This is a genomic window from Streptomyces sp. NPDC015346, assembly GCF_043078785.1.
Lineage (GTDB): Bacteria > Actinomycetota > Actinomycetes > Streptomycetales > Streptomycetaceae > Streptomyces.
The window spans coordinates 310,358-335,548 of the sequence record NZ_JBIBTW010000004.1 but is presented as its reverse complement, the minus strand read 5'-3'; the positions used below and the strand labels follow the sequence as shown (position 1 = coordinate 335,548).

22 protein-coding genes and 1 pseudogene are annotated in these 25,191 nt (G+C 71.4%); 12 read left to right on the top strand and 11 right to left on the bottom strand.

Annotated elements, in window-relative coordinates:
• Nucleotides 1-113 precede the first annotated feature (113 nt).
• Together ACF06X_RS16570 and ACF06X_RS16565 are read left to right on the top strand one after the other, a co-directional pair.
• A pseudogene (locus ACF06X_RS16570) lies at nucleotides 114-527 on the top strand (hypothetical protein); the annotation flags it as partial.
• Nucleotides 410-1,054, top strand: coding sequence for a hypothetical protein (locus ACF06X_RS16565; protein WP_392288426.1), 645 nt, complete (start codon nucleotides 410-412; stop codon nucleotides 1,052-1,054). The pseudogene ACF06X_RS16570 and the gene ACF06X_RS16565, both read left to right, overlap by 118 nt.
• Here ACF06X_RS16565 and ACF06X_RS16560 read toward each other — a convergent pair.
• Nucleotides 972-2,186, bottom strand: coding sequence for a methyltransferase domain-containing protein (locus ACF06X_RS16560; protein ID WP_392287992.1), 1,215 nt, complete (start codon nucleotides 2,184-2,186; stop codon nucleotides 972-974). The genes ACF06X_RS16565 and ACF06X_RS16560 overlap by 83 nt on opposite strands.
• 126 nt (nucleotides 2,187-2,312) lie before the next feature.
• On the opposite strand from ACF06X_RS16560, the gene ACF06X_RS16555 reads away from it, so the two are divergent.
• From ACF06X_RS16555 to groL, 3 genes are all read left to right on the top strand, one after another.
• A complete protein-coding gene (locus ACF06X_RS16555; RefSeq protein WP_392287991.1) occupies nucleotides 2,313-3,269 on the top strand; it encodes a polysaccharide deacetylase family protein in 957 nt (318 codons plus the stop codon).
• 195 nt (nucleotides 3,270-3,464) lie between these two features.
• Complete coding sequence (gene groES / locus ACF06X_RS16550) at nucleotides 3,465-3,773, top strand: co-chaperone GroES (RefSeq protein WP_010471835.1); 309 nt, start codon at nucleotides 3,465-3,467, stop codon at nucleotides 3,771-3,773.
• A 118-nt stretch (nucleotides 3,774-3,891) separates the two neighbouring features.
• Nucleotides 3,892-5,520, top strand: a complete 1,629-nt coding sequence (gene groL / locus ACF06X_RS16545) for a chaperonin GroEL (protein ID WP_392287990.1) — start codon at nucleotides 3,892-3,894, stop codon at nucleotides 5,518-5,520.
• A 148-nt stretch (nucleotides 5,521-5,668) separates the two neighbouring features.
• On the opposite strand, the gene ACF06X_RS16540 is transcribed toward groL, so the two are convergent.
• The 6 genes from ACF06X_RS16540 to ACF06X_RS16515 all read right to left on the bottom strand — a co-directional run bounded on the left by ACF06X_RS16540 (nucleotide 5,669) and on the right by ACF06X_RS16515 (nucleotide 11,795).
• Nucleotides 5,669-6,367, bottom strand: coding sequence for an ester cyclase (locus ACF06X_RS16540; RefSeq protein WP_392287989.1), 699 nt, complete (start codon nucleotides 6,365-6,367; stop codon nucleotides 5,669-5,671).
• A 52-nt stretch (nucleotides 6,368-6,419) separates the two neighbouring features.
• A complete protein-coding gene (locus tag ACF06X_RS16535; RefSeq protein ID WP_392287988.1) occupies nucleotides 6,420-7,448 on the bottom strand; it encodes a hydroxyacid dehydrogenase in 1,029 nt (342 codons plus the stop codon).
• Nucleotides 7,449-7,465: 17 nt separating this feature from the next.
• Nucleotides 7,466-8,320, bottom strand: a complete 855-nt coding sequence (locus ACF06X_RS16530; RefSeq protein ID WP_392287987.1) for a carbohydrate ABC transporter permease — start codon at nucleotides 8,318-8,320, stop codon at nucleotides 7,466-7,468.
• Nucleotides 8,317-9,213 (bottom strand): carbohydrate ABC transporter permease, encoded by an 897-nt coding sequence (locus tag ACF06X_RS16525; protein ID WP_392287986.1) that lies wholly within the window; start codon nucleotides 9,211-9,213, stop codon nucleotides 8,317-8,319. The genes ACF06X_RS16530 and ACF06X_RS16525 overlap by 4 nt, the downstream gene beginning before the upstream one ends.
• 4 nt (nucleotides 9,214-9,217) lie before the next feature.
• Nucleotides 9,218-10,534, bottom strand: coding sequence for an ABC transporter substrate-binding protein (locus ACF06X_RS16520; protein WP_392287985.1), 1,317 nt, complete (start codon nucleotides 10,532-10,534; stop codon nucleotides 9,218-9,220).
• Nucleotides 10,535-10,688: 154 nt separating this feature from the next.
• Entirely contained in the window at nucleotides 10,689-11,795 is a 1,107-nt protein-coding gene (locus tag ACF06X_RS16515) for a substrate-binding domain-containing protein (protein ID WP_392287984.1), read from the bottom strand.
• Between the two features lie 172 nt (nucleotides 11,796-11,967).
• Here ACF06X_RS16515 and ACF06X_RS16510 point away from each other — a divergent pair, with 172 nt between their 5' ends.
• A complete protein-coding gene (locus ACF06X_RS16510) occupies nucleotides 11,968-13,842 on the top strand; it encodes a DUF2264 domain-containing protein (protein WP_392287983.1) in 1,875 nt (624 codons plus the stop codon).
• A 6-nt stretch (nucleotides 13,843-13,848) separates the two neighbouring features.
• Here ACF06X_RS16510 and ACF06X_RS16505 read toward each other — a convergent pair whose 3' ends face one another.
• Nucleotides 13,849-14,622 (bottom strand): SDR family NAD(P)-dependent oxidoreductase, encoded by a 774-nt coding sequence (locus ACF06X_RS16505; protein WP_392287982.1) that lies wholly within the window; start codon nucleotides 14,620-14,622, stop codon nucleotides 13,849-13,851.
• A 51-nt stretch (nucleotides 14,623-14,673) separates the two neighbouring features.
• Nucleotides 14,674-15,363 (bottom strand): MOSC domain-containing protein, encoded by a 690-nt coding sequence (locus ACF06X_RS16500; RefSeq protein WP_392287981.1) that lies wholly within the window; start codon nucleotides 15,361-15,363, stop codon nucleotides 14,674-14,676.
• Between the two features lie 91 nt (nucleotides 15,364-15,454).
• On the opposite strand from ACF06X_RS16500, the gene ACF06X_RS16495 reads away from it, so the two are divergent.
• On the top strand, nucleotides 15,455-16,348 hold the full coding sequence (locus tag ACF06X_RS16495; protein WP_392287980.1) for a LysR family transcriptional regulator: 894 nt from the start codon (nucleotides 15,455-15,457) through the stop codon (nucleotides 16,346-16,348).
• Between the two features lie 127 nt (nucleotides 16,349-16,475).
• On the opposite strand, the gene ACF06X_RS16490 is transcribed toward ACF06X_RS16495, so the two are convergent.
• Nucleotides 16,476-16,829: a WhiB family transcriptional regulator gene (locus tag ACF06X_RS16490; protein WP_392287979.1), complete on the bottom strand. Its 354-nt coding sequence runs from the start codon at nucleotides 16,827-16,829 to the stop codon at nucleotides 16,476-16,478.
• 450 nt (nucleotides 16,830-17,279) lie between these two features.
• On the opposite strand from ACF06X_RS16490, the gene ACF06X_RS16485 reads away from it, so the two are divergent.
• The 4 genes from ACF06X_RS16485 (at nucleotide 17,280) to ACF06X_RS16470 (ending at nucleotide 21,744) form a co-directional block, all read left to right on the top strand.
• Nucleotides 17,280-17,891: a response regulator transcription factor gene (locus ACF06X_RS16485; RefSeq protein ID WP_003948568.1), complete on the top strand. Its 612-nt coding sequence runs from the start codon at nucleotides 17,280-17,282 to the stop codon at nucleotides 17,889-17,891.
• Nucleotides 17,892-18,208: 317 nt separating this feature from the next.
• Entirely contained in the window at nucleotides 18,209-18,811 is a 603-nt protein-coding gene (locus ACF06X_RS16480) for a sigma-70 family RNA polymerase sigma factor (protein WP_392287978.1), read from the top strand.
• A 140-nt stretch (nucleotides 18,812-18,951) separates the two neighbouring features.
• Nucleotides 18,952-20,454, top strand: a complete 1,503-nt coding sequence (guaB, locus tag ACF06X_RS16475) for an IMP dehydrogenase (RefSeq protein ID WP_392287977.1) — start codon at nucleotides 18,952-18,954, stop codon at nucleotides 20,452-20,454.
• Between the two features lie 165 nt (nucleotides 20,455-20,619).
• Entirely contained in the window at nucleotides 20,620-21,744 is a 1,125-nt protein-coding gene (locus tag ACF06X_RS16470; RefSeq protein ID WP_392287976.1) for a GuaB3 family IMP dehydrogenase-related protein, read from the top strand.
• A gap of 89 nt (nucleotides 21,745-21,833) precedes the next feature.
• Here the strand turns inward: ACF06X_RS16470 and ACF06X_RS16465 are convergent, their stop codons facing one another.
• Nucleotides 21,834-23,075 (bottom strand): nucleotide sugar dehydrogenase, encoded by a 1,242-nt coding sequence (locus tag ACF06X_RS16465; protein WP_392287975.1) that lies wholly within the window; start codon nucleotides 23,073-23,075, stop codon nucleotides 21,834-21,836.
• A gap of 225 nt (nucleotides 23,076-23,300) precedes the next feature.
• Between ACF06X_RS16465 and ACF06X_RS16460 the strand changes: the two genes are divergently transcribed.
• On the top strand, nucleotides 23,301-25,007 hold the full coding sequence (locus ACF06X_RS16460) for a glycerol-3-phosphate dehydrogenase/oxidase (RefSeq protein ID WP_392287974.1): 1,707 nt from the start codon (nucleotides 23,301-23,303) through the stop codon (nucleotides 25,005-25,007).
• The last annotated feature ends 184 nt before the right edge of the window (nucleotides 25,008-25,191 follow it).

The window sequence follows — 25,191 nt, the reverse complement described above, 5'->3', positions numbered from 1 at the left end:
TCCGAAGAGGGCGCCTTCCGGATGGAGGAGGCCGACCCCGGGTTCGAGGAGCGCATGCGCGCTGCAACCGCGCCGTCGATCTCGTACGGCGCCGGGAGACGTACGCGCGCCGGACCGCGCTGTACGGACGGCTGGCGTCCGTCGCGCCGTCGCCGGTGGTCGAGTTGAACCGTGCGGTCGCCGTGTCGAGGGCGCGCGGCCCGGAAGCGGGGCTCGCGCTCGTCGACGCCCTAGCCGACGAACCGGCCCTGACCGGCTACCACTTGCCGCCGAGCGTACGGGGAGACCTGCTGGACCGGCTGGGGCGCACGGAGGAGGCCCGGGCGGAGTTCGAGCGGGCGGCCAGCTCGGTAGTCTCGTGGGCATGTCACGCCGTACCCCGCTTCCGCCGCCTCCGCCGCCCGCCGAGATCCAGAGCTGGCCCGACCGGGAGGCCCGGCTCGCGGACCGCGCGCGGGCGATGGGAGAGCTCAACAACCGTCTGCTGGGCGGCGGTCGGCTGGCACGGTTCCTGGTGTGGGTGGTGACCCTGCAGCTGGGCTGGGGGTTCGCCGGGGGCGGGCTCGTCGCCCTGGAGGACGCCATCGACCCGCTCTCGGTGATCTTCGTGTTCTTCCTCGTCGCCGTCGGCCTGTGCGTGCTGGTCCCGGCGGTCTACTTCTTCGCCCGCGGTGTGCGGCGCGACCGCGAGGCGCGTGTCCGCCTGCTCCGGTGGGCCGCCCTGGACCTCGACCCGGCCGGCGACGCCCGCCTGCGGGAACCCGTCCTCAGCGCTGTCTGGCTGGTGTTGTCCTTCGGCCTCTGCGCGCTGGGCCTGTGGGTGTCGCTCGCGGCGCCCGCCGAGCTCGTCGGGCCGGGGCTCGGCGGGTACGGCACGGTCGCCTATCTCATGGGCGCCGCCCTCGCGCTGTGGATCCCCGGCCTGACCGGGCTCGTGAAGGCGATCGGTCACTACCGCTTCGCGGTCCGCCTCATCGTGTCCGAGGGCTCTGAGGGCTCTGAGGGCTCGCGGGGTGACCGATCAGCATCGTCGGGGCGCCCGCGACCCGAGTGAGGAAGACCGTCGCGGAGTTCCTCCCCTTCGGCTTGATCCGGCGGCGCAGCTCCTCCGGTTCGACCGCCGAGCCGCGCTTCTTCACCGTCAGCGTGCCGACCTCCCGCTCGCGCAGCAGCGCCTTCAGCTTCTTCAGGTTGAAGGGCATCTCGTCGGTGATCTCGTACGCGGTGGCGTAGGGGGTCTCCCTGAGCCCGTCCGCCGTCACGTACGCGATCGTCTCGTCGATCAGGCCGCCGTCCAGCTCCCGGGCGACCTCGGCGACCAGGTGGGCGCGGATGACGGCGCCGTCCGGTTCGTAGAGGTAGCGGCCGACCGGGCGGACCGCCGGGTCGGGGAGCGGCGTCGCCGTCCACAGCGAGGCGCGGGCCGGGAGCAGGGTGGCGCGGACCGAGCCGGGGTCGGTGCCGAACCAGAGCACGGCCTCCTTCACGTCGCCGCCGTCCGAGATCCACTCGGCCTCGGCGTCCTCGGGGACCGCCTCGTGCGGCACCCCGGGGGCGATCTTCAGCGCCGCGTGCGGGGCCCTGCGGGCGGCCTGGACGGCCCAGGAGAGCGGCGGGGAGTACGCCTCCGGGTCGAAGATCCGCCCGCGCCCGCCGCGCCGCGCCGGGTCGACGAAGACCGCGTCGTACGGGGACGTGTCGATCTCGGTCACGTCCGCGCAGCGGACCTCGATCAGGTCGGTGAGGCCCAGCGCCTCGGCGTTCGCGCGGGCCGCCTCGGCGGTGGGCGGGTCGCGGTCGACGGCCAGGACGGAGATCCCGGCGCGGGCGAACGCGATCGCGTCGCCGCCGATCCCGCCGCACAGGTCGGCGACGCTGCGCACCCCGAGCTCCCTCATGCGCTCGGCCCGGTAGGCGCCGACCGAGGCCCGGGTCGACTGCTCGACGCCGTTGGGCGTGAAGTACATCCGGTACGCGTCCTCGGCGCCGAACTTCGCGACCGCGCGCTGCCGCAGCCGGGCCTGGCCCAGGGCCGCCGTGACCAGTTCGGCGGGGTGCTCGCGGCGCAGCCGGGAGGCGACGGCCAGTTCCTGGGCGGGGTCGTAGTCGCGCAGGGCGGCGAGGAGCGTCTGGCCCTCGGGGGTGAGCAGGGCGGTGAAGGCGGCGAGGTCGGTCACCCGCCCCATTGTGGGCCCTGGTCCGGTGTGGGCCGGCCGGGGGACCGTGCGCGCGGCACGGCGGTGTCGTGGCGGTGGGAGGGGCCGCCGCTGACAGGATGCGACGCCATGCAGCTAGTACGACAAAACGAAGAAATGCGGTCCATTCGAGCCAACCGCCCTCTCCCTGTGCGCCGGTCGGTCGGTGCGGTGCTGCTCGTCGCCGCCCTCGCGTCCGCCTGCGCCGAGCCGTCCGACGGGGCACGTGGAGCCGGCGGGGCAGGTGGGGCCGGTGGCGGAGCCGGCTCCCAGGTGAAACCCGCCCCCGGCCAGCCCCGGGAGCAGGCGCAGGGGGCGTCCGGCGCCCTCACCGCGTACGTCGAGAAGGTCCGTAAGCAGCGCGCCGCCCGGGCGCTCGCCGCCAAGAAGTGGGGGCTCGACCGGCCCCCGCTGGACCCCCCGGCCCCGCCCGCCGTGAAGCCGAAGATCACCACACGCAAGGGGTTCGAGACCGACGGCGAGGGCCTGCCGCCGGTCTTCACCACCGTGCCGACGAAGGAGAAGGTCGTGTTCCTGACGATCGACGACGGCTCGGAGAAGGACCCCGAACTGCTGCGGATGATGAGCGAGCTGCGGATCCCGTACAGCGCCTTCCTCAGCGACTACCTCGTCAAGGAGGACTACGGCTACTTCAAGAAGATGCAGGACGCCGGTGTCTCCCTGCACAACCACACCCTGAACCACCGCTACATGCCCGGGCTCTCCTACGAGGCGCAGAAGCGGGAGATCTGCGGGATGCAGGACACCATCGAGAAGCGGTACGGGAAGCGGCCCCCGCTCTTCCGCCCGCCGTACGGCAACTACAACGAGGACACCCTGCGCGCGGCCAGGTCGTGCGGGGTGAAGGCGGTCCCGCTGTGGGCGGCGGAGGCGTTCCCGGACCGGATGGAGTGGCGTGAATGGGACCGGGACCTGCACCCCGGCGACATCGTGCTCACACACTTCCGCGGCAAGGAGGACTGGAAGGGCTCCATGGCGGACATGATCCGTCGGGTGATGAAGACGATCACCGCCAAGGGCTACGCCGTCGCGAAGCTCGAGGACTACGTGTGACCGGGGACGCCACTTGGCTCTGAATTGGCACTCCGCTTGACCGAGTGCTAATCCCGGTCATAGTCTCAGCTCTGGCACTCACCACTGGAGAGTGCCAACACAGCGACGGGCAGGTCCGGCACCCGCGACGACGGATCCACCTGGTCGCCACCTCAGACAGTCAACCCCGTGATCTCCGAAGGGGGAGGTCGGATCGTGACGACCACCAGCTCCAAGGTTGCCATCAAGCCGCTCGAGGACCGCATTGTGGTCCAGCCGCTCGACGCCGAGCAGACCACCGCCTCTGGCCTGGTCATCCCGGACACCGCCAAGGAGAAGCCCCAGGAGGGCGTCGTCCTGGCCGTGGGCCCGGGCCGCTTCGAGAACGGCGAGCGCCTGCCGCTCGACGTCAAGACCGGCGACATCGTGCTGTACAGCAAGTACGGCGGCACCGAGGTGAAGTACAGCGGCGAGGAGTACCTCGTCCTCTCGGCTCGCGACGTGCTCGCGATCGTCGAGAAGTAGTTCACCGAAGTACCTGAGCACCTGAAGCAGATGCTTTGAGCTGCGCCCCGAGGCCCCTTCCGGGCGCCTCGGGGCGCAGTTCGTTCCACCCGATTTCCGAGAGGGCTGAACCGCTCCCATGGCGAAGATCCTGAAGTTCGACGAGGACGCCCGTCGCGCCCTTGAGCGCGGCGTCAACAAGCTTGCCGACACGGTGAAGGTGACGATCGGCCCCAAGGGCCGCAACGTCGTCATCGACAAGAAGTTCGGCGCCCCCACCATCACCAACGACGGTGTCACGATCGCCCGCGAGGTCGAGCTCGACGACCCGTACGAGAACCTCGGCGCCCAGCTGGTGAAGGAGGTGGCGACCAAGACCAACGACATCGCGGGTGACGGCACCACCACCGCCACCGTGCTCGCCCAGGCGCTCGTCCGCGAGGGTCTGCGCAACGTCGCCGCCGGCGCCTCCCCGGCCGCCCTGAAGAAGGGCATCGACGCCGCCGTCAAGGCCGTGTCCGAGGAGCTCCTCGCGACCGCCCGTCCGATCGAGGACAAGTCCGACATCGCCGCCGTGGCCGCGCTCTCCGCGCAGGACCAGCAGGTCGGCGAGCTCATCGCCGAGGCGATGGACAAGGTCGGCAAGGACGGTGTCATCACCGTCGAGGAGTCCAACACCTTCGGTCTCGAGCTCGACTTCACCGAGGGCATGGCCTTCGACAAGGGCTACCTGTCGCCGTACATGGTGACCGACCAGGAGCGTATGGAGGCCGTCCTCGACGACCCGTACATCCTGATCAACCAGGGCAAGATCTCCTCGATCCAGGACATGCTGCCGCTCCTGGAGAAGGTCATCCAGGCCGGCTCCAGCAAGCCGCTGCTGATCATCGCCGAGGACGTCGAGGGTGAGGCCCTGTCGACCCTGGTCGTCAACAAGATCCGTGGCACCTTCAACGCCGTGGCCGTCAAGGCCCCCGGCTTCGGCGACCGCCGCAAGGCGATGCTCGGCGACATGGCCACCCTCACCGGTGCCACCGTCATCGCCGAGGAGGTCGGCCTCAAGCTCGACCAGGCCGGCCTGGACGTGCTGGGCACCGCCCGCCGCGTGACGATCACCAAGGACGAGACCACCATCGTCGACGGTGGCGGCAACTCCGAGGACGTGCAGGGCCGCGTCAACCAGATCAAGGCCGAGATCGAGACCACGGACTCCGACTGGGACCGCGAGAAGCTCCAGGAGCGCCTCGCGAAGCTGGCCGGCGGCGTGTGCGTGATCAAGGTCGGCGCCGCCACCGAGGTGGAGCTCAAGGAGCGCAAGCACCGTCTGGAGGACGCCATCTCCGCGACCCGCGCCGCGGTCGAGGAGGGCATCATCTCCGGTGGTGGCTCCGCTCTCGTCCACGCCGCCAAGGTGCTGGAGGGCAACCTCGGCAAGGAGGGCGACGAGGCCACCGGTGTCGCCGTCGTCCGCCGCGCCGTCGTCGAGCCGCTGCGCTGGATCGCCGAGAACGCCGGCCTCGAGGGCTACGTCATCACCTCCAAGGTGGCGGAGCTCGACAAGGGCCAGGGCTTCAACGCCGCGACCGGCGAGTACGGCGACCTGATCAAGGCCGGCGTCATCGACCCGGTGAAGGTGACGCGCTCCGCGCTGGAGAACGCCGCCTCGATCGCCTCCCTGCTGCTCACGACCGAGACCCTGGTCGTCGAGAAGAAGGAAGAGGAGCCGGCGGACGCGGGCCACGGCCACGGTCACGGCCACTCCCACTGAGGCCGCTCATAGCCGCTAGGAGCAGCTCGTAGCCGCTCGTAGTCGCTTGTAGTCGCGCACTGCTGATCACCGAGGCCCGGTGCCCCCGCGACGGGGGCACCGGGCCTCGGTGTCGTTCGGTGGTGTCAGGCCTCGGATGTCGTCGCCGTCACGCTTCGTCGGCGCCGAGCTGGCCCATGAGCCCGAGCGTGTCGTACTGCCACCAGCCCTCGACGATCTTGCCGTCCTCGCGGAAGCGGTGGATGATCGTCCCCGTCATCGAGACCGCCTTGCCGGTCGCCTCGATCCCCCTGAACTCGCCGGTGTGCGTGGCGTTCCAGGTCCAGCGGGTGCAGACCCGGTCGCCCTCGGCGATCTGGTCGTCGACGGTGAAGGTGAACCTGAAGCCGCCGCGCCACTCGTCCAGCTCCCGCCGGACCGCGTCCATGCCGATGACGTCCTGCGGATTGGTGGGGTCGTGGTCGTGGTATCCCTCGGCGAAAACCTCGTCGAGCGGTCCGAGCTCGCCCTCGGCCGCCGCCAGCTCGAAGAACCGCCGGGCCGTCGCCTTGTAGAGCTGCTCGTCGCGGACGACGTCCAGGTCGGTGAACGTCGGCATCTCGTCACAGAGCGCGACCATCTCCTGGAAGATCCGGTCGGTCTCGGGGAGCTGCGAGTTCTTCATCGCCAGGTCGTACGACGGGAACTCGACGATCTCCACGAAGTGGGAGGCGTCGGAGCGGTCCTTGGCGATGATGTTGTGCGTGGCGGTGCGCTTGCCCTTGGTGAGCTCGACCCACTGGTCCATGAGCCGGTTCATGTCGTCGAACCGCTGAGTCTTGCAATCGATGATCTGTACGAATGTCATGGCGCCTCCCGAACCGGGTGGGGACACCTCCATGCTAGGACGGTGCCGCCGGTCAGGCCGATCGCTCCAGGGCCGTCGGGAGCACGGCCTCCAGGAAGGGTTCGCCCCGCACGTACCGTTCCAGCTCGTCCAGCGCCTGGTCCGCCATGCGGTGCAGTTCGTTACCGAGGGACCCGGCCACATGCGGGGTGAGCAGGACGTTCGGCAGCTCGTACAGCGGCGAGCCGGCCGGCGGGACCTCCGGATCCGTCACGTCGAGGACGGCGTGGAGGCGGCCGGCCCGCAGATGGGGGAGGAGCGCGGCCTCGTCGACGAGGGAGCCGCGCGCGGTGTTGATCAGCGTCGCCCCGTCGGGCATCGCCGCCAGCTGCGCCGCGCCGATCATCCGGTGGGTGGCGGGCAGTTGGGGGGCGTGCACGGAGACGATCGACGCGCGGGCGCACAGTTCGTCCAGGGACACGAGCTCGACGCCGAGGTCACGGGCCTCGGCCGCCTCCACGTACGGGTCGTGGAGCAGCACCTCGAAGTCGAAGGGGCGCAGCAGCTCGATGACCCGCCGCCCGATCCGGGAGGCGCCGATCAGTCCGACCGTACGCCGGTAGTTGCCCCAGGCCGCCGACTCGGCCGTCCAGGCGTGGTCGGCGCGGACCTCCCCGTACCGCTGGGCGGAGTGCAGGACGCGTTTGCCGGCGAAGAGGATCGCGGCGAGCGTGTACTCGGCGACGGGCAGGGCGTTGGCCGCCGCGGCCGAGGTGACGGCGAGGCCGCGCTTCCAGCAGGCATCGGTGATGTGGTGCTTGACCGAGCCGGCCGCGTGGACGACGGCCCGCAGGCGCGGGGCGCGCGCCAGGACGTCGGCGGTCAGCGGCGGGGCGCCCCAGCAGGTGAGGAGGACCTCCGCCTCGCCGAGGGCGGCGGCGACGCGGGGGGCGGGTGCGGCGAGGTCGTGGGCGACCAGGTGCGGGTCGGTACGGGTGAGGGCGGCGAGGCGGGCGCGGTGGGCGTCCGTCAGGAGGCGCTCGGGGATGCCGGGGCCCATCGCGAGCAGGAGTGTCGGCCGGTTGTCAGTGGCGTGGTGCATGGTGGAACTCGTGCTCCTCACTTGACGCTGCCGGCGGTCAGGCCGGCCTTCCAGTGGCGCTGGAGGGAGACGAAGGCGACGACGAGGGGGACGACGGCGAGCAGGGACCCGGTGACGACGAGGGGGTAGAAGTCGGGTTCGGCGTGGGCGTTGCTGTTCCATGCGTACAGCCCGAGGCTCAGCGGGAAGAGCTTCTGGTCCGAGAGCATCACCAGGGGGAGGAAGAAGTTGTTCCAGATGGCGGTGAACTGGAAGAGGAAGACGGTCACGAAGCCCGGCATGACCATGCGCAGACCGATCGACCAGAAGGTCCGCAGTTCGCCGGCGCCGTCGATACGGGCGGCTTCGAGGGCCTCGTCGGGGATGTAGCCGGCGCTGAAGACCCGGGAGAGGTAGACCCCGAAGGGGTTGACCAGGACGGGGATCAGCACGGCCCAGTAGGTGTTGACGATGCCCACCTCGCTGGCGAGGAGGTACATGGGCAGGGCGAGTGCGGTGGTGGGGACGAGCACGCCGAGCAGGACGACGCCGAAGAGCTTCTCCTTGCCCCGGAAGTCGTACTTGTCGAAGGCGTAGCCCGCGGCGACGCTGATCAGGGAGCAGACGAGGGCGCCCAGGCCGGCGTAGAGCAGGCTGTTGACGTACCAGTGGAAGTAGATGCCGTCGTTGTAGTCGGCGAGGCGGGTCAGGTTGCCGCCGAGGTCGAAGCCCTCGAAGGAGAAGGCGTTGCCGGCGAGCAGTCCGCCCGCGTCCTTGGTGGCCGCGGTCACCAGCCAGACGAGCGGGAAGAGCATGTAGACGACGGCGAGGACGAGGGCGCCGTTGACGGCGGACTTGGAGAGCCAGGCGCTCTGGGGGCGGGGCTTGCTCATGCTGCCTTCTCCTTCCGGCCGCGGCGGCCGGTCAGCCGCGTGACGCCGAAGGAGAGCAGCGCGGCGGTCAGGGCGAGGAGGACGGAGGCCGCGGCCGCGAGCCCGTAGTCGTTGCGGTCGAAGGCCGCGGTGTACGCGTACATGTTCGGCGTCCAGGTCGAGGTGACGGCGGAGCCCGTGCCCTTGTTGAGGATCAGCGGCTCGGTGAAGAGCTGCAGCGAGCCGATGACGGTGAAGAGGCCGACCATCGCGAGGGAGGCGCGGACCAGCGGGATCTTGATGCTGAAGGCGATGCGCCAGGAGCCCGCCCCGTCGACGGTGGCCGCCTCCAGGACCGAGCGGTCGATGGCCTGCAGGGCGGCGTAGAAGATGACCATGTTGTAGCCGAGCCATTCCCACAGCGCGATGTTGACCACGGAGGGGAGCGCGCCCTCGGGCGAGAAGAAGTCGAAGCCGATGCCACCGGCCTCCATGGCCTGGACGACCGGGCTGAGTTGGGGCGTGTAGAGGTAGACCCAGATCAGCGCGGCGATGATGCCGGGGACGGCGTGCGGCAGGAAGAGCGCGAGCTGGAAGAAGCGGCGGGCGCGGGCGAGCGCGGAGTCGAGCAGCAGGGCGAGGCCGAGGGCCCCGGCGATCAGCAGCGGAATGTAGAACAGGCAGTATCCGAGCAGTACGCCGAAGCCCTCGCGGAAGGCCCGGTCACCCAGTGCCGCGGTGTAGTTGTCGAGTCCCGTGAAGACGGTCTCGGTGCCGCCGAAGCCCAGCCCCGACTGCTTCTCGGTGAACAGGCTGAGCCAGACCGCGTATCCGATCGGCACCACCATCACCGCGGTGAACAGGACGAAGAAGGGGGTCAGCAGGAACGCCGCTGCACGGGTGCGGGCCTTCATCGGGTCAGCCCTCGACCTTCAGGCCGCGCTTCTTCAGCTCGGCGACCGTCGCCTCGTGTCCGGTCCTGATCGCGTCGGCGATGGTGGTACCGCCCTTGGTGATCTTGCCGAACTGGTCCTTGATGGCGGTGTTGGTGGTGCCGGTGGTCGGACCCCAGGCCCAGTTCTGGCCGATGGAGGCGCCGGACTGCTCGAAGAGGGCGTAGATGTCCTGGCCGCCGTAGTAGCTGGCGTCGAAGGCCTGCTTGGCGACCGGGCGGAGCGCGGTGGCGGCGGGGAAGGCGCTGGAGGTGCCGGAGGCGATACGGGCCTTGACGCCCGCCTCGGTGGTCGACATCCACTCGGCGAACTCGACGGCCGCCGCCTTGTTCTCGCTGTCCTTGGTCACCGCGAAGGTGGAGCCGCCGAGCATGCCGCTGGCGGGCTTGCCGTCCCAGCTCGGCATGGGCGCCACCGCCCACTTGCCGTTCTGCTCGGGCAGGGTGCCCTTGAGGACTCCCGCGCCCCAGGAGGCGCCGAGGTAGCCGATGGTGGTGCCGTTCTTGAGCGAGCCGGTCCACTCGGGGCTGAACGAGGCGTTCTTGTGGACGAGGTCGGCGTCGACCAGGCCCTGCCAGTAGGCGGCGACCCTGGTGGTGGCCGCGTCGGTGGTGTCGATCTTCCAGGTGTCGTTCTCGGCCTTGAACCACTGGGCGCCGGCCTGCCAGGCCATCGCCTCGAAGGTGGTCGGGTCGTCCGGGAAGAAGGTGGCGATACGGGCCTTGGCGTCGGCCTTCTTCACCTTCTCCGCGGCCGTCTTGAAGTCGTCCCAGGTCTTGGGGACGTCCACCCGGTACTTCTCGAAGAGGTCCTTGCGGTAGAAGAAGGCCTGCGGGGCGGCGTCGAAGGGGACGGCCCAGGTCTTGCCGCCGAGGGTGGTGAGCTCCACGGCCTGCGGCAGCAGCTTGGCCCGGTCCGCCTCGGTGAACTCGCCGCCGATGTCCTGCAGGGCGCCGGAACTGACGAACTCGGGGAGCGAGGAGTACTCGATGGAGACGAGGTCGGGCGCGTTGCCCGCCTTCACGGCGTTGGAGATCTTGGCGTAGCCGCCGGCGGTGCCGGAGGGGATCTCCTCGAACTTCACCTGGATGTTCTTGTGGGAGGCGTTGAACGCGTCCACCACATCCTTGGAGCCCTTGGCCCAGCCCCAGAAGGTGATGGTGACGGGCTTGTTCGCCGGCGATCCGGCACTCTCACCGCCGCCGCCGCATGCCGTGAGGACGGCGAGGGCGGTGGCGGTGCCGGCTATGACACGGGACGTTCTGTTCCAAGTACGGCTCACGGCGCGGCTCCTGGGACGGCGGCACGGGGGGTGTGTGGCCGTGATCCTGCGACCGTCCCTGACCGAAGTCAAGAGCGAAAGATTGATTGATCGAAAAAAGGTCAATTCGATCAGAGGTGGCGGCCCTACGGCGGCCCTACGGCAGCCCCGACGTTCAGGCGGGGCCGGTCCCCGCCGTCGCCCCGCAGGAGGACCGGACCCGCAGCCGGGGCAGCAGGCTCAGATGGCGCCGCGCCGCCTCCTCGTCCGGGGCCTGTGTCAACCGCTCCACCAGCAACTCCGTCGCGTGACGGCCCACCTGACGCTTGGGCGGGGCGACCGCCGTCAGGGGGATGTCGGCGAGCGCGGCGACCTCGTCGTCGTACGCGATCAGCGCCAGGTCCTCGGGCACCTTCACGCCCAGCTCGGCCAGGCGCTGCACGATCTCGATCGCGTCCACGTCGTTGTGGACCAGGGCCGCGCTCGCCAGGCCCGAGGTGACCGCCTCGTGCAGGGCCCGTACCGCGCGTTCGAAGCCCTCCGGGTTCTGGTCGGCGGGCACCGACTCGATCACCGGTCCCGGCGCCTCCACCCCCAGGGCCCGCAGCGCCTCGGCGTACCCGGCGCGCACCGCGAGCGCGGTCGGGCTGTCCCCGCGCGCCACCAGCAACGGCGTCCGGTGACCCAGATCCAGCAGGTGGCGCAGGGCGAGCAGGACCCCGTGGCCGTGGTCGGAGGCCACCCGGTCCAGGCCGTCGAGAGGCGATCCGGGGTCGGCCCGGCGCTCCAGGAGCACGGCGGGCACGGGGAGTTCGGCCAGCCAGTCGCCGTAGGAGAGCCGGTCCTCCGGGCCGCGCCAGCCGGGCGCGACGAGCACGCCCTCGGCGCCGGCCGCCAGCAGGCCCTCGGTGCGGGCCCGGTCCTCCTCGGGGCGGTAGTCCGAGATCCGCAGGATGAGCCGGGCCCCCGCCCGCGCCGCGGCCTCGTGCGCACCCCGGATGACCTCGGCGAAGTAGTACGTGGCCGAGGGGGCGAGCAGCCCGAGGACCAGGCCTTCGCCGGCGGCCGGGCGGCCCGCGCCCTCGGCGGCCGGGCGCTCCGGCCACGAGACCTGCCCGTGCACCCGGTCGAGCAGCCCTCTGGCGGCCAGCGCCTCGACGTCCCGGCGCGCGGTGACGGGGGAGACCCCCAGCAGAACGGCCAGGTCGGAGACGCGTGCCGTACCGCGCTCGCGCACCAGGGCCAGCAGGCGGTCGTGACGTTCGACGGAACTCTCGCGCACGGCGTTCCTCCCCCTCGCGGTGTGGTGGTCCGGCGGGACGCCGTCCCGTAACAGACCTTAATACAAATGATCGAACGGGCGGGAGTTTCGATCATTCGGTCCGATCCATTGACGTTCGATCGAGCCGCGTTCATGATTCCGGGCGAAGCGCCGTCCGCCTCAGGGGAGCATCATGCCCACGCCGCCCGAGAATCGTGAGCTCAGCCCGTTCACCGGCTGGACCCGCGCCCACTGGGAGGACAGCGCCGACCGACTCCTCCTCGCCGTACGCCCGTACGCCACCCCCCGCCGAGCCCTCGTCGACCTGCCCGGGCCCCGCCCCAGCTGGTCCGGCGTCCGCTCCGACGGCCTCGAAGGCTACGCCCGTACGTTCCTCCTCGCCGCGCTCCGCGTCGCGGGCGCCCACGGCGACGACCCCCTCGGCCATCTCCCCCGCTACGCCGAGGGACTTGTGGCCGGCACCGAGGAGCCCGGTTCCACCGGCCGCTCCACAGGCCGCTCCACAGGCCGCTCCACCGGCCGCTTCACCGGCCCCGAATCCTGGCCCCTCCTGACCGACGTCCGTCAGGCCGTCGTCGAATCCGCCTCCGTCGCCCTCGCGCTGCGCCTGACCCGGCCCTGGCTCTGGGACACTCTCGACGACCGCACCCGGCAACGCGCCGTCGACTGGCTGCTGCCCGCCCTCGCGCCCTCGCCCGTCGACAACAACTGGTGGCTCTTCGGCCTCACCGTCGCCGGCTTCCTCCAGGACGCCGGCATCGAGACCGACCGCGCCGCCGCCACCATCGACCGGTCCCTCGACCGCATCGAGCACTGGTACCTCGGCCAGGGCTGGTACAGCGACGGCGACAACCGGGCCTTCGACCACTACAACGCCTGGGCCCTGCACTTCTACCCCGTCCTGCACGCCCACCTCTCCGGCGACCGGGACCTCCTCGCCCGCTACGGCCCCCGGCTGCGCGCCCAACTGGATGACCACGTCCGCCTCTTCGACGCCGACGGAGCCCCCCTTCCGTACGGCCGCTCCCTCGTCTACCGCTTCGCCGCCGCGGCCGCCCCCTGGCTCGGCGCCCTCACCGGCCACACCCCGCTCACGCCCGGCGCCACCCGCCGCCTCGCCTCCGGCGCACTGCGGCACTTCCTCGACCGCGGCGCCACCGACGAGCGCGGCCTGCTCACCCTCGGCTGGTACGGCCCGCACCCGCCGCTCGTCCAGAGCTATTCCGGCCCGGCCTCGCCCTACTGGGCCTCCAAGGGGTTCCTCGGCCTCCTCCTCCCGGCCACCCATCCCGTCTGGACCGACCGCGAGGAGCCGCTCCCCGCCGAGCGCGCCGACACCGTTCGCCCCGTCGCCCCGGCCGGGCTGCTCATCCAGTCCACCGCCGCCGACGGACTCGTACGCCTCCACAACCACGGCAGCAACCACGTGGCCGCGCACGAGACGACCGAGGACGACCCCGGCTACGCCCGCTACGCCTACTCCACCCGCACCGGACCGACCGCCCCGCCCGACCCGGCCGACAACCACTTCGCCCTGGTCGTCGACGGCCGGGTCACCCCGCGCGGCCCCGCCGTTCCCGTCTCCACCGGGCCCTGCTGGGCCGCCTCCCTGCACACTCCGCTGCCCGGCGTCCGGGTCCTCTCCGCGACCCTCGCGCACGGCCGCGCCGAGGTCCGCGCCCACCTTGTGCTCGGCGCCCCGGAGGGAACGCCCGTACGCCAGACCGGCTGGGCCACCACCCCCGAAGGCCCCACCGCCCAGCTTCACCCGGTCCACGGCTATCCGCCGGCCGCCGACACCGTCCCCCTCGCCACCGGTGCCACCCTCCAGGGCCCGCGGACCCGCACCGCGGCCCTGCACTCCACCACCAGCGGCGCCGAGTCCCTCTTCGTGTGCCTCGCCTCGCTCACCGCCGAGCCGGACCCGGCCCCCGTCACCACCCTCGCCACCGTCCAGGTCACCGGCCGCACCCTCCACGTCACCTGGCGGGACGGCACGACCGCCCGTCTCACCCTCGACCCGGAGGACCACCCCCGCGCCGGATGACAGCGCCTACTTCGGGCCGTACGTGCGGCCCGCCCGGGAGGAGACCCCGCCCAGCAGTCCGCGCGGCGCCAGCTTCACCACGCCCATCAGCGCCTTGTACCGCGGATCGGGGATGGAGAGCGTCCGGCCCCTCGCCAGGTCGGTCAGAGCCGTCGCCACCAGCTTGTCCGCGTCCAGCCACATCCAGCCCGGGATGTTGTCCGTCCCCATCCCGGCCCGCTCGTGGAACTCCGTACGGACGAAGCCCGGGCACAGCGCCATCAGCCGCACCCCGCTGCCCGCCAGGTCCCGCGCCGCGCCCTGGGTGAACTGCACCACCCACGCCTTCGACGCCCCGTACGTGCCGCGCGGCAGGAACGCGGCCACCGAGGCCACGTTCACCACGCCGCCCCGGCCCCGCGTGCGCATGGACCGCGCCGCCGCCGACGTCAGCCGCAGCACCGCCTCGCAGTGCACCGTCAGCATCTTCAGCTCGTCGGCCATCGGCACGTCCAGGAACTGGCCCTTGTTGCCGAAACCGGCGTTGTTCACCAGCAGGTCCACCGGCTGCCTGGCATCGGAGAGCCGGGCCTCGACCGCGGCGATCCCCTTCTCCTCGGCCAGGTCCGCCGCGAGGACCTCGGCCTCGACGCCGTGCCGGTCGTGCAGCTCGGTCGCCTGCTCCCGCAGCCTCTTCACATCGCGGGCCACGAGCACGACATCGTGCCCGTCCGCCGCCAGTCTCCGCGCGAACGCGGCCCCGATCCCCGCCGTCGCGCCCGTAATCAGTGCAGTCGTCATAACGGCACGGTAGTGCCCCGCGCGAGCGCCACCCAGGCCGGTGGTGCGTAGCTAAGAGCGAACCCGGGCCCCGGTTCCGTACTTCTCCGCGTATGTACGGGCGAGGGCGAGGAGGCCCGGCTCCATCCACTCGGCCGCGGCGAGGATGCCCGGCAGCAGCGCGCGCTCGGTCGTCGCGGCCCGGTGCGCCAGCGCGACCGTGACCTCGTGCTCCGGCCGGCGCACGACCGTCACCGGGTCGCCGGCCGCGATCTCCCCCGGCTCGATCACCCGCAGCAGCGCGCCAGGCCCGGCCGTCGACCGGGTGAAGCGCCGCACCCAGCCCGGCTCCCCGACGAAGCCGGCGAAGGTACGGCAGGGGATGCGGCCCGCGGTCACTTCGAGGACCACCTCCCGGCCGATCCGCCAACGCTCCCCGATCAGCGCCCCGTTCACATCGAGCCCGAGGGTGGTGAGGTTCTCCCCGAAGGAACCGTTGGCCAGCGGCCTGCCCAGTTCGCTCTCCCAGAGGTCCATGTCCTCCCGGGCGAAGGCGTACACGGCGCGGTGGTCGCCGCCGTGGAAGCGCAGGTCGCACACCGTGTCCCCGGCGACCCCGCTCGCCCCGACGCCCTGCGGGCCCGGCGCCTCGACCCGTACCGGCCCCTCGACCGGACGCTTGTCGATGCCCGTCGTCCCGGACGGGGCGTCGGTGTACTCCACGGCCTTGGCCCGGCCCGCGTTCACGCTCAACACCTTCATGGCGGCACCCTAAAGGCATACAAAGGGATACGTTCTCAAAGCAGTGGACCACTATTGTCCGCGAAGCCCAAGACTCGCTTATGCTCGACGTATGATCGAGGCCCGTCACCTCCGCGTCCTGCGCGCCGTCGCCGCCACCGGCTCCTTCTCCGCCGCCGCGCGCGAACTGGGCTGCACCCAGCCCGCGGTGAGCCAGCAGATGAAGGCGCTCGAATCCTCCGCCGGCACCCCGCTGCTGATCCGGACCGGCCGCGAGATGCGCCTCACCCAGGCGGGCGAGGCGCTGGTCCGTCACGCCTCCGGGATCCTCGCCGGGCTCACGGCGGCCGAGGAGGAGGTGGCCGCCATCGCCGGACTGCGCGCCGGACGCGTCCGCCTGGTCTCCTTCCCCAGCGGCAGCTCCACCCTCGTCCCCACCGCGCTCGCCGCCCTGCGCGCGGCACACCCGGGCACCCGGGTCTCGCTGGTGGAGGCCGAGCCGCCGCGCTCGGTGGAGATGCTCCGGGAGGGTGACTGCGACGTGGCCCTCGCCTTCCGGTACGGAGCGGGCCCGGCCGAGTGGGACGACCTGGTGGTCCGTCCGCTGCTCGCCGACCGGCTCGTCGGCCTGGTGCCGGAGGGGCACCGGCTCGCGGACGCGGAGTCGGTGGGGATCGCCGAACTGGCCGGTGAATCCTGGATCGCGGGCTGCCCGCGCTGCCGTCGCCAGCTGGTGGAGGTCTGCGAGGAGGCCGGCTTCACGCCGCGCATCGACTTCGCCACCGACGACTACCCGGCGGTCGTGGGGCTGGTGGGCGCCGGCCTGGGGGTGGCCGTCCTGCCGGAACTCGCGATCGAGTCGGTACGCCCCAAGGGCGCGCGGACCGTGGCCGTGGAACCTGCTGTCGAACGGGAGATCGTCGCCCTCACGCTGCCCGATCTGGCCCAGGTGCCGGCGGTCGCCGCGACCCTGGACGAACTCTCCCGCGCCGCCACGCGCGCGTAGCGCCGCTCACGGGCAAAACCCGGCGGCGTTCACCGGTGAATCAAGGGGCCGGGCGGGGTGCGTGTCCCGGCCCCGTTCTCTCGACCTGCCGCGGCTGTTCTTCCCCTTGCCGCGCAGAAACGTTCCTTCAGGCGTGCCCCACGCCTGCCGAACTCGATGCCGATGCCGTGGCCGATGGGGTGGCCGTCGCCGTGATCAGGCGGTTGCGGGCACGTCCCATGAGCTCTTCGCGTTCGTCCTCGGTGAGGCCGCCCCATACGCCGTAGGGCTCCCGTACCGCGAGTGCGTGTGCCGCACACTCCGCGCGTACCGGGCACCGCATGCAGACCTCTTTCGCCGAGTTCTCACGCGCACTCCGTGCCGCGCCGCGCTCTCCCTCGGGGTGGAAGAACAGGGAGCTGTCCACCCCGCGGCAGGCCGCGAGGAGTTGCCAGTCCCACAGATCGGCGTTGGGTCCGGGAAGGCGGGAGAAATCTGCCATTGCGCTTGTCCCCTTGAAACCGTGTCGAACGGATAGGTGGGCGGGTGGATGGCTGATGAGTTGGGGGCCCTTCGCCCCCCAGGGGTCTCGGGTACCCGCTCTCACGGGATCGACCCGACCGTACAACTACTGTCTAAGTAGATGTAAATATGACTCATTGCGAATCTAGCCACAGACACTGCAAAAAGGGAAGAAAACCCGCTAAATGGGGCATAGCTTCCAATGAAGGGCAGATGGGCCGCGTCGCTCTCCTCCGCGCACGCCTCCTCACGTAGAGTGCCGAAGGCGGCCGCCGACCCGTAACTCTTTCGAGTGACCGTCGTTGAGAGTGCGGAGGCGGTTGAAGGAACAAGCGCTCGGGCAGATGTCCGAGGGCGTCAACCGCACAGGTGACGATACGTACCAGCCCTGGAGGCTCAAGGTGACGCGCATCAGCTGCGGAGGGCGGCCATGACATCCGTCCTCGTCTGCGACGACTCCCCGCTTGCCCGAGAGGCGCTTCGCCGCGCGGTCGCGACCGTGCCCGGTGTGGAGCGCGTGACCACCGCCGCCAACGGTGAGGAAGTCCTCCGCCGCTGGGGCGCGGACCGCTCGGACCTGATTCTGATGGACGTACGCATGCCCGGTCTGGGCGGCGTGGAGACCGTCCGCCGGCTGCTGTCCGCGGACCCCGGCGCCCGCATCATCATGCTCACCGTCGCCGAGGACCTGGACGGCGTCGCGCTCGCGGTCGCCGCCGGTGCCCGTGGCTATCTGCACAAGGACGCCTCGCGCGCCGAACTGCGGGCCACGGTCACCCAGGCCCTCGCCGACCCGACCTGGCGCCTCGCCCCGCGCCGACTGCGGTCGGCCGAGATGGGCGCGGCGCCGACCCTCACCGCGCGTGAGATCCAGGTGCTCGAAGGCATGAGCCACGGCCGGTCCAACGCGGAGATCGGACGCGAGCTCTTCCTCTCGGAGGACACCGTCAAGACCCACGCGCGGCGCCTGTTCAAGAAGCTCGGCGCATCGGACCGCGCCCACGCCGTCGCCCTCGGCTTCCGCTGGGGTCTCGTCCGCTAGGGGGTGCCCCGGCGGATGTCGGCCGGGGCCACGACGCCGGGCGCCCCCTGCCCGGCCGTATCCCCGTCCGCCGTCGGCGGGCGGGGCGGCTCTGGTCCGGGCCGCCGCGGCGGCCCGAGTCCCGCCGGGACAGGGGCTTGTGTCACTTACGCGCGGGATGCCGCATCCTTGAGGGTGTGGAGTTCCTCGGGGACGAGTCGATCGAGCGGGAGGGGAGGGCGCAGGAGATGAGTTCCGGCGCACCTGCTCATAACGCTTCGGTGCACAACTACGGACGCGGTGCCGCGAATCCTCAGGCGTCGAGGCACCATGGAGCGATGCGCGACGACGAGACCGTGGGGTCCCCCATGCCCGCAGGGCAGGGTGAGATCGGCGCACTCGTCCACCGCGCCGTCGAGGGCGACGAGCAGGCGACGCACGATCTCCTGGCGCGCGTGCACCCGCTCGCCCTGCGCTACTGCCGGACGCGACTGAGCCGACTGCCCGGTGACGCTCGTCACTTCGTGGAGGACCTGGCGCAGGAGGTCTGCGTCGCCGTCCTGATGGCCCTGCCGCGCTACAAGGACACCGGCAGGCCGTTCGAGGCGTTCGTCTTCGCCATCGCCGGACACAAGGTCGCCGATCTGCAGCGGGCCGCCATGCGCCACCCGGGATCGACGGCCGTGCCGTCCGACGAGATGCCCGAGCGGCCGGACGACTCGCTGGGCCCCGAGGAGCGCGCGCTGCTCAGCGACGACGCGGAGTGGGCCAAGAGGCTCCTCGCCAACCTCCCCGAGAACCAGCGCGAACTGCTGGTGCTGCGGGTCGCGGTCGGGCTCACCGCGGAGGAGACCGGCCAGATGCTCGGGATGTCGCCGGGGGCGGTACGGGTGGCACAGCACCGCGCGCTCAGCCGCCTGCGCGCACTGGCCGAGCAGTAAGGGTCGACGAGGGCCGGTGGCCCTCACGTACACGTATGAACGTACAAAGCTCCTCGGTGATCTTGATCGTGGAATGAGACACCGCCGTAGCCCGTTAGCATGGACGTCCGCACCGATCAAGGCCATTTGGGGAAGGTGTCATGACTGTCAACGTCGACGGAGTGCCCGAGAAATTCGCGACGCTCGGGCTGACCTACGACGACGTGCTGCTGCTGCCGGGCGCGTCGGAGGTGCTCCCGAACGCGGTCGACACCTCGTCCCGTATCTCCCGTAACGTCCGGGTCCAGATCCCGCTGCTCTCGGCGGCGATGGACAAGGTGACCGAGTCCCGCATGGCGATCGCGATGGCCCGGCTGGGCGGCGTCGGCGTGCTGCACCGCAACCTCTCCATCGAGGACCAGGCCAACCAGGTCGACCTCGTCAAGCGTTCCGAGTCCGGCATGGTCACCGACCCCATCACGGTGCACCCGGAGGCGACGCTCGCCGAGGCGGACGCCCTGTGCGCCAAGTTCCGCATCAGCGGTGTCCCCGTCACCAACCCGGACGGCAAGCTGCTCGGCATCGTGACCAACCGCGACATGGCCTTCGAGAGCGACCGCAGCCGCCAGGTCCGCGAGGTCATGACGCCGATGCCGCTGGTCACCGGCAAGGTCGGCATCTCCGGCGTCGACGCCATGGAGCTGCTGCGCCGCCACAAGATCGAGAAGCTGCCGCTGGTCGACGACGAGGGCGTGCTCAAGGGCCTGATCACCGTCAAGGACTTCGTCAAGGCGGAGAAGTACCCGAACGCCGCCAAGGACGCCGAGGGCCGCCTGCTCGTCGGCGCCGCCGTGGGCGCCAGCCCCGAGGCGCTGGAGCGCGCCCAGGCGCTCGCCGCCGCCGGCGTGGACTTCCTGGTCGTCGACACCTCGCACGGCCACAACAGCAACGCCCTGAGCTGGATGGCGAAGATCAAGTCCAGCGTGAGCGTCGACGTGATCGGCGGCAACGTCGCCACGCGTGACGGCGCGCAGGCGCTGATCGACGCCGGTGTCGACGGCATCAAGGTCGGCGTGGGCCCCGGCTCCATCTGCACCACCCGCGTGGTCGCGGGCATCGGCGTCCCGCAGGTCACGGCCATCTACGAAGCCTCTCTCGCGGCCCGTCCCGCCGGTGTCCCGCTGATCGGCGACGGCGGTCTGCAGTACTCCGGCGACATCGGCAAGGCGCTGGCGGCCGGCGCCGACACCGTGATGCTCGGCAGCCTCCTCGCGGGCTGTGAGGAGTCGCCCGGCGAGCTGCTCTTCATCAACGGCAAGCAGTTCAAGTCGTACCGCGGCATGGGCTCGCTCGGCGCCATGCAGTCCCGTGGCCAGGGCAGGTCGTACTCGAAGGACCGGTACTTCCAGGCCGAGGTCAGCTCCGACGACAAGCTCGTGCCCGAGGGCGTCGAGGGCCAGGTGCCCTACCGCGGCCCGCTCTCGAACGTCCTGCACCAGCTCGTCGGCGGTCTGCGCCAGACGATGGGCTACGTGGGTGCCGCCACCGTCTCGGAGATGGAGTCCAAGGGCCGCTTCGTGCGGATCACCTCCGCGGGTCTCAAGGAGAGCCACCCGCACGACATCCAGATGACGGTCGAGGCGCCGAACTACAGCAGGAAGTGACGCGCGGGTGAGCGAGGGGCGGGGGCGGGCCGGGGGCGGGCCCCCCCCCCCCCCGGGGGCGGGGGGGGGGGGGGGGGGGGGGGGGGGGGGGGCGGCCCCCCCCCCCCCTCCCGCTTGTGTCGGGGATACTGGTAGGCGCAGACATAGAGGGAAAGGCCACACATCGTGACTGAGATCGAGATCGGGCGCGGCAAGCGCGGCCGCAGGGCGTACGCGTTCGACGACATCGCCGTCGTACCGAGCCGGCGCACCCGGGACCCCAAGGAGGTCTCGATCGCCTGGCAGATCGACGCCTACCGCTTCGAGCTTCCCTTCCTGGCCGCCCCCATGGACTCGGTCGTCTCGCCGCAGACCGCCATCCGCATCGGCGAGCTGGGCGGCCTGGGCGTGCTCAACCTCGAGGGCCTGTGGACCCGGTACGAAGACCCGCAGCCGCTGCTCGACGAGATCGCGGAGCTGGACGAGGCCAACGCGACCCGCCGTCTGCAGGAGATCTACGCCGCCCCGATCAAGGAGGAGCTGATCGGGCAGCGGATCAAGGAGGTGCGCGACTCGGGCGTGGTCACCGCCGCCGCGCTCTCCCCGCAGCGGACCGCGCAGTTCTCCAAGGCCGTCGTCGACGCCGGCGTGGACATCTTCGTGATCCGCGGCACCACGGTCTCCGCCGAGCACGTCTCCGGCGCCGCCGAGCCGCTGAACCTGAAGCAGTTCATCTACGAGCTCGACGTCCCGGTCATCGTCGGCGGCTGCGCCACGTACACCGCGGCCCTGCACCTGATGCGCACCGGCGCCGCGGGCGTCCTGGTCGGCTTCGGCGGCGGCGCGGCGCACACCACGCGCAACGTGCTGGGCATCCAGGTCCCGATGGCGACCGCGGTCGCCGACGTGGCCGCGGCCCGCCGCGACTACATGGACGAGTCCGGCGGCCGGTACGTCCACGTCATCGCCGACGGCGGTGTGGGCTGGTCGGGTGACCTGCCCAAGGCGATCGCCTGCGGCGCCGACTCGGTGATGATCGGCTCCCCGCTGGCCCGCGCCACGGACGCGCCCGGCAAGGGGCACCACTGGGGCATGGAGGCCGTTCACGAGGACGTGCCGCGCGGCAAGCTGGTCGACCTCGGCATCGTCGGCACGACCGAGGAGATCCTCGCGGGCCCGTCGCACTCCCCGGACGGCTCGATGAACTTCTTCGGCGCGCTGCGCCGGGCGATGGCGACGACGGGCTACAGCGAGCTCAAGGAGTTCCAGCGCGTCGAGGTCACGGTCGCGGACGCGCAGCACAAGCGCTGACCCGTTCGGCGGTACGCGTACGGAAAGGGCCCCGCACCGGGTGGTGCGGGGCCCTTCGCGTGTGCGGCGGCCTTCCACGGGCGCGGTTCTCAGAGGCGGTGGGCCGCGCCCGCCGGGGTCGCGCCCCTGGTGTCGAGGAGCAGTTGGGCCTTGACCGCCAGGCCCTGGAGGTCGTAGGTGCGGTGGTGCTGCAGAAGGACCGTCAGGTCGGCGTGGGCGGCGGCCTCGTAGAGGGAGTCCGCGCGGGGCACGGGGAGGTCGCGGACGCGCCAGTCGGGGACGTAGGGGTCGTGGTAGCTGACCACGGCTCCCAGGTCCATCAGGCGGCGGGCGATCTCGTCGGCGGGCGAGCTCTCACGGTCGGCGAGATCGGGTTTGTACGTGATGCCGAGCAGAAGGACCCGGGCGCCGCGGGCCGACTTCCCGTGCTCGTTGAGGAGGGTGGCGCAGCGCTGGACGACGTACTGCGGCATGCGCTCGTTGACCTGGTTCGCCAGCTCGACCAGGCGCAGCGGGCGGTGGGTGCCGACGGTGTCGACGGGGACGCCGTGGCCACCCACACCGGGTCCCGGCCGGAAGGCCTGGAAGCCGAAGGGCTTGGTCTCGGCGCAGCGGATGACGTCCCAGAGGTCGACCCCGATCTCGTGGCAGAGCACCGCCATCTCGTTGACCAGCGCGATGTTGACGTGGCGGAAGTTGGTCTCCAGGAGCTTGACCGTCTCGGCCTCGCGCGGGCCACGCGCGCGTACCACCTTGTCGGTGAGCCGGCCGTAGAAGGCGGCGGCGGATTCGGTGCAGGCCGGGGTGAGGCCGCCGATGACCTTCGGGGTCCCGGCGAAGCCGTGGGTGCGCCTGCCGGGGTCGAGCCGTCCGGGGGAGTAGGCGAGGTGGAAGTCGCGGCCCGCCCGCAGCCCGGAGCCCTCTTCGAGGAGGTCGCGCAGCACGCCCTCGGTGGTGCCGGGCGGAACGGGGGACTCCAGCAGCACCGTGGTGTGGGGGCGGAGCCGGGCGGCGAGGGCGCGGGCGGCTTCGGTGACGCCGGTGAGGTCGAGGGCCCGGTCCGGGCCGGGTGGGGTCGGGGCGCAGATGACGGCGGTGCGGACCCGGCCGAGCTCGGTCGGGCTGGTGGCGGGCCGGAAGCCCCCCGAGAGCATCCGGCGGATCTCCGACGCGGTGAGCGAGCCGTCGACCGGCGGGCGGCCGGCCGCGAGTTCGGCGACGGGCCGTGGGTCGGTGTCGTAGCCGACGGTGTCGATGCCGGCGGCGATGGCTGCCTGGGCGAGGGGGAGTCCGTGGTGGCCGAGGCCGATGACGGCGAGATCAGCGGGCATGGGGGTGGGCCGTCCTTCCCAGTAGCCGGAGGGGACGAGAAGCGCAAGCCCGGTGGACAGAACGGGTCGAGCGCAATGTCAGACTAGGCGTAAATATGACCGATATGCGGCATTGGGTGGTCGAAGGTCGCCGAGTGTTATCCACAGGCGGTGGCTGAAGTCGGAAGGCCGGGACAGAATCGACCCTGTGAGCCCGACCACACGGGGGGACGACGGGAGGCAGCGGTGAGGACAGCGAAACTGGGACCCGCCGAGCGCGCGGAAGCGCTCGCGGCGATGGCCGAGCGTGAACTGGACGTGCTGGTCGTGGGCGCCGGCGTCGTCGGCGCCGGGACTGCCCTCGACGCGGTCACCAGAGGGCTCTCCACCGGCCTCGTGGAGGCCCGCGACTGGGCGTCCGGCACGTCGAGCCGGTCGAGCAAGCTGATCCACGGCGGCCTGCGCTATCTGGAGATGCTGGACTTCGCGCTGGTACGGGAGGCGCTGAAGGAGCGCGGGCTGCTCCTGGAGCGGCTCGCACCCCATCTCGTGAAGCCGGTGCCCTTCCTCTATCCCTTGCGCCACAAGGGATGGGAGCGGCTCTACGCGGGCTCGGGCGTCGCGCTGTACGACGCGATGTCGGTGTCCTCGGGCCACGGCAGGGGCCTGCCGGTCCACCGCCACCTCTCACGGCGCCGCGCGCTGCGCGTCGCGCCCTGCCTGAAGAAGGACGCCCTGGTCGGGGCGTTGCAGTACTACGACGCCCAGATGGACGACGCCCGCTTCGTCGCCACTCTGGTGCGCACGGCGGCGAGTTACGGAGCGACGGCCGCCAGCCGCGCACGGGTGGTCGGCTTCCTGCGCGAGGGCGAACGCGTCGTCGGCGCCCGGGTGAAGGACGTCGAGGCGGGCGGCGAGTACGAGATCCGCGCCAGGCAGATCGTGAACGCGACCGGGGTGTGGACGGACGACACCCAGGCCCTCATCGGGGAGAGGGGGCAGTTCCACGTACGGGCGTCGAAGGGCATCCATCTGGTGGTGCCCAAGGACCGGATCCACTCCACCACCGGCCTCATCCTGCGGACCGAGAAGTCCGTCCTGTTCGTGATCCCGTGGGGGCGGCACTGGATCGTGGGCACCACGGACACCGACTGGGACCTGGACAAGGCCCATCCGGCCGCGTCCAGCGCCGACATCGACTATCTGCTCGAGCATGTGAACACCGTCCTCGCCGTCCCGCTCGGCAGGGACGACGTGCAGGGGGTATACGCGGGGCTGCGCCCCCTGCTGGCCGGTGAGTCGGACGCCACCAGCAAACTCTCCCGCGAGCACACCGTCGCCCATCCGGTCCCCGGCCTCGTCGTCGTCGCGGGCGGGAAGTACACGACCTACCGGGTCATGGCCAAGGACGCCGTCGACGCCGCCGTGCACGCCCTCGATCAGCGTGTCGCCGACTGCGTCACGGAGGACGTCCCCCTCATCGGCGCCGAGGGCTACAAGGCGCTGTGGAACGCGCGGGCCCGGATCGCCGCGCGGACCGGCCTCCATGTCGTCCGGGTCGAGCATCTGCTCAACCGCTACGGAGCCCTGACGGAGGAGATCCTGGAGCTGATCGCCGCCGACCCGGGGCTCGCCGACCCGCTGACGGGCGCCGACGACTATCTGCGCGCCGAGATCGTCTACGCCGCCTCGCACGAAGGGGCCCGGCACCTGGACGACGTGCTGACCCGGCGGACCCGGATCTCGATCGAGACCTTCGACCGGGGGACGCGGAGCGCGCGGGAGTGCGCCGAACTGATGGCACCGGTCCTGGGCTGGGACCACCACCAGATCGACAAGGAGGTGGAGCACTACGAGAAGCGGGTGGAGGCGGAACGCGAGTCGCAGCGGCAGCCGGACGACCTGACGGCGGACGCGGCGCGGCTCGGAGCACCGGACATCGTGCCCATCTGACCGGCCGTCGGGGGCCGTTGGCGGGCGGGTGCGGCATCCTGGTGCCGCGGGAGGGGAACCTTCGGGGGGTGGCTTCGCGTCGGGTGGCGTGATGGGGAGCGCTTTCTCCAGGGGCCGTCCTCTGGGAGTGCGGACCCGGGATCGGCATCGGTCCCGGAGTGAGAGACAATGGGCTCTCTTCCAG

Coding starts and splice junctions, on each gene's coding strand:
- ACF06X_RS16560 (WP_392287992.1), bottom strand. CDS start 2,186: ATGGGGCGGGTGACCGACCTCGCCGCCTTCACCGCCCTGCTCACCCCC.
- ACF06X_RS16555 (WP_392287991.1), top strand. CDS start 2,313: ATGCGGTCCATTCGAGCCAACCGCCCTCTCCCTGTGCGCCGGTCGGTC.
- groL (WP_392287990.1), top strand. CDS start 3,892: ATGGCGAAGATCCTGAAGTTCGACGAGGACGCCCGTCGCGCCCTTGAG.
- ACF06X_RS16540 (WP_392287989.1), bottom strand. CDS start 6,367: ATGACATTCGTACAGATCATCGATTGCAAGACTCAGCGGTTCGACGAC.
- ACF06X_RS16535 (WP_392287988.1), bottom strand. CDS start 7,448: ATGCACCACGCCACTGACAACCGGCCGACACTCCTGCTCGCGATGGGC.
- ACF06X_RS16530 (WP_392287987.1), bottom strand. CDS start 8,320: ATGAGCAAGCCCCGCCCCCAGAGCGCCTGGCTCTCCAAGTCCGCCGTC.
- ACF06X_RS16525 (WP_392287986.1), bottom strand. CDS start 9,213: ATGAAGGCCCGCACCCGTGCAGCGGCGTTCCTGCTGACCCCCTTCTTC.
- ACF06X_RS16510 (WP_392287983.1), top strand. CDS start 11,968: ATGCCCACGCCGCCCGAGAATCGTGAGCTCAGCCCGTTCACCGGCTGG.
- ACF06X_RS16505 (WP_392287982.1), bottom strand. CDS start 14,622: ATGACGACTGCACTGATTACGGGCGCGACGGCGGGGATCGGGGCCGCG.
- ACF06X_RS16500 (WP_392287981.1), bottom strand. CDS start 15,363: ATGAAGGTGTTGAGCGTGAACGCGGGCCGGGCCAAGGCCGTGGAGTAC.
- ACF06X_RS16495 (WP_392287980.1), top strand. CDS start 15,455: ATGATCGAGGCCCGTCACCTCCGCGTCCTGCGCGCCGTCGCCGCCACC.
- ACF06X_RS16490 (WP_392287979.1), bottom strand. CDS start 16,829: ATGGCAGATTTCTCCCGCCTTCCCGGACCCAACGCCGATCTGTGGGAC.
- ACF06X_RS16485 (WP_003948568.1), top strand. CDS start 17,280: ATGACATCCGTCCTCGTCTGCGACGACTCCCCGCTTGCCCGAGAGGCG.
- ACF06X_RS16480 (WP_392287978.1), top strand. CDS start 18,209: ATGCGCGACGACGAGACCGTGGGGTCCCCCATGCCCGCAGGGCAGGGT.
- guaB (WP_392287977.1), top strand. CDS start 18,952: ATGACTGTCAACGTCGACGGAGTGCCCGAGAAATTCGCGACGCTCGGG.
- ACF06X_RS16465 (WP_392287975.1), bottom strand. CDS start 23,075: ATGCCCGCTGATCTCGCCGTCATCGGCCTCGGCCACCACGGACTCCCC.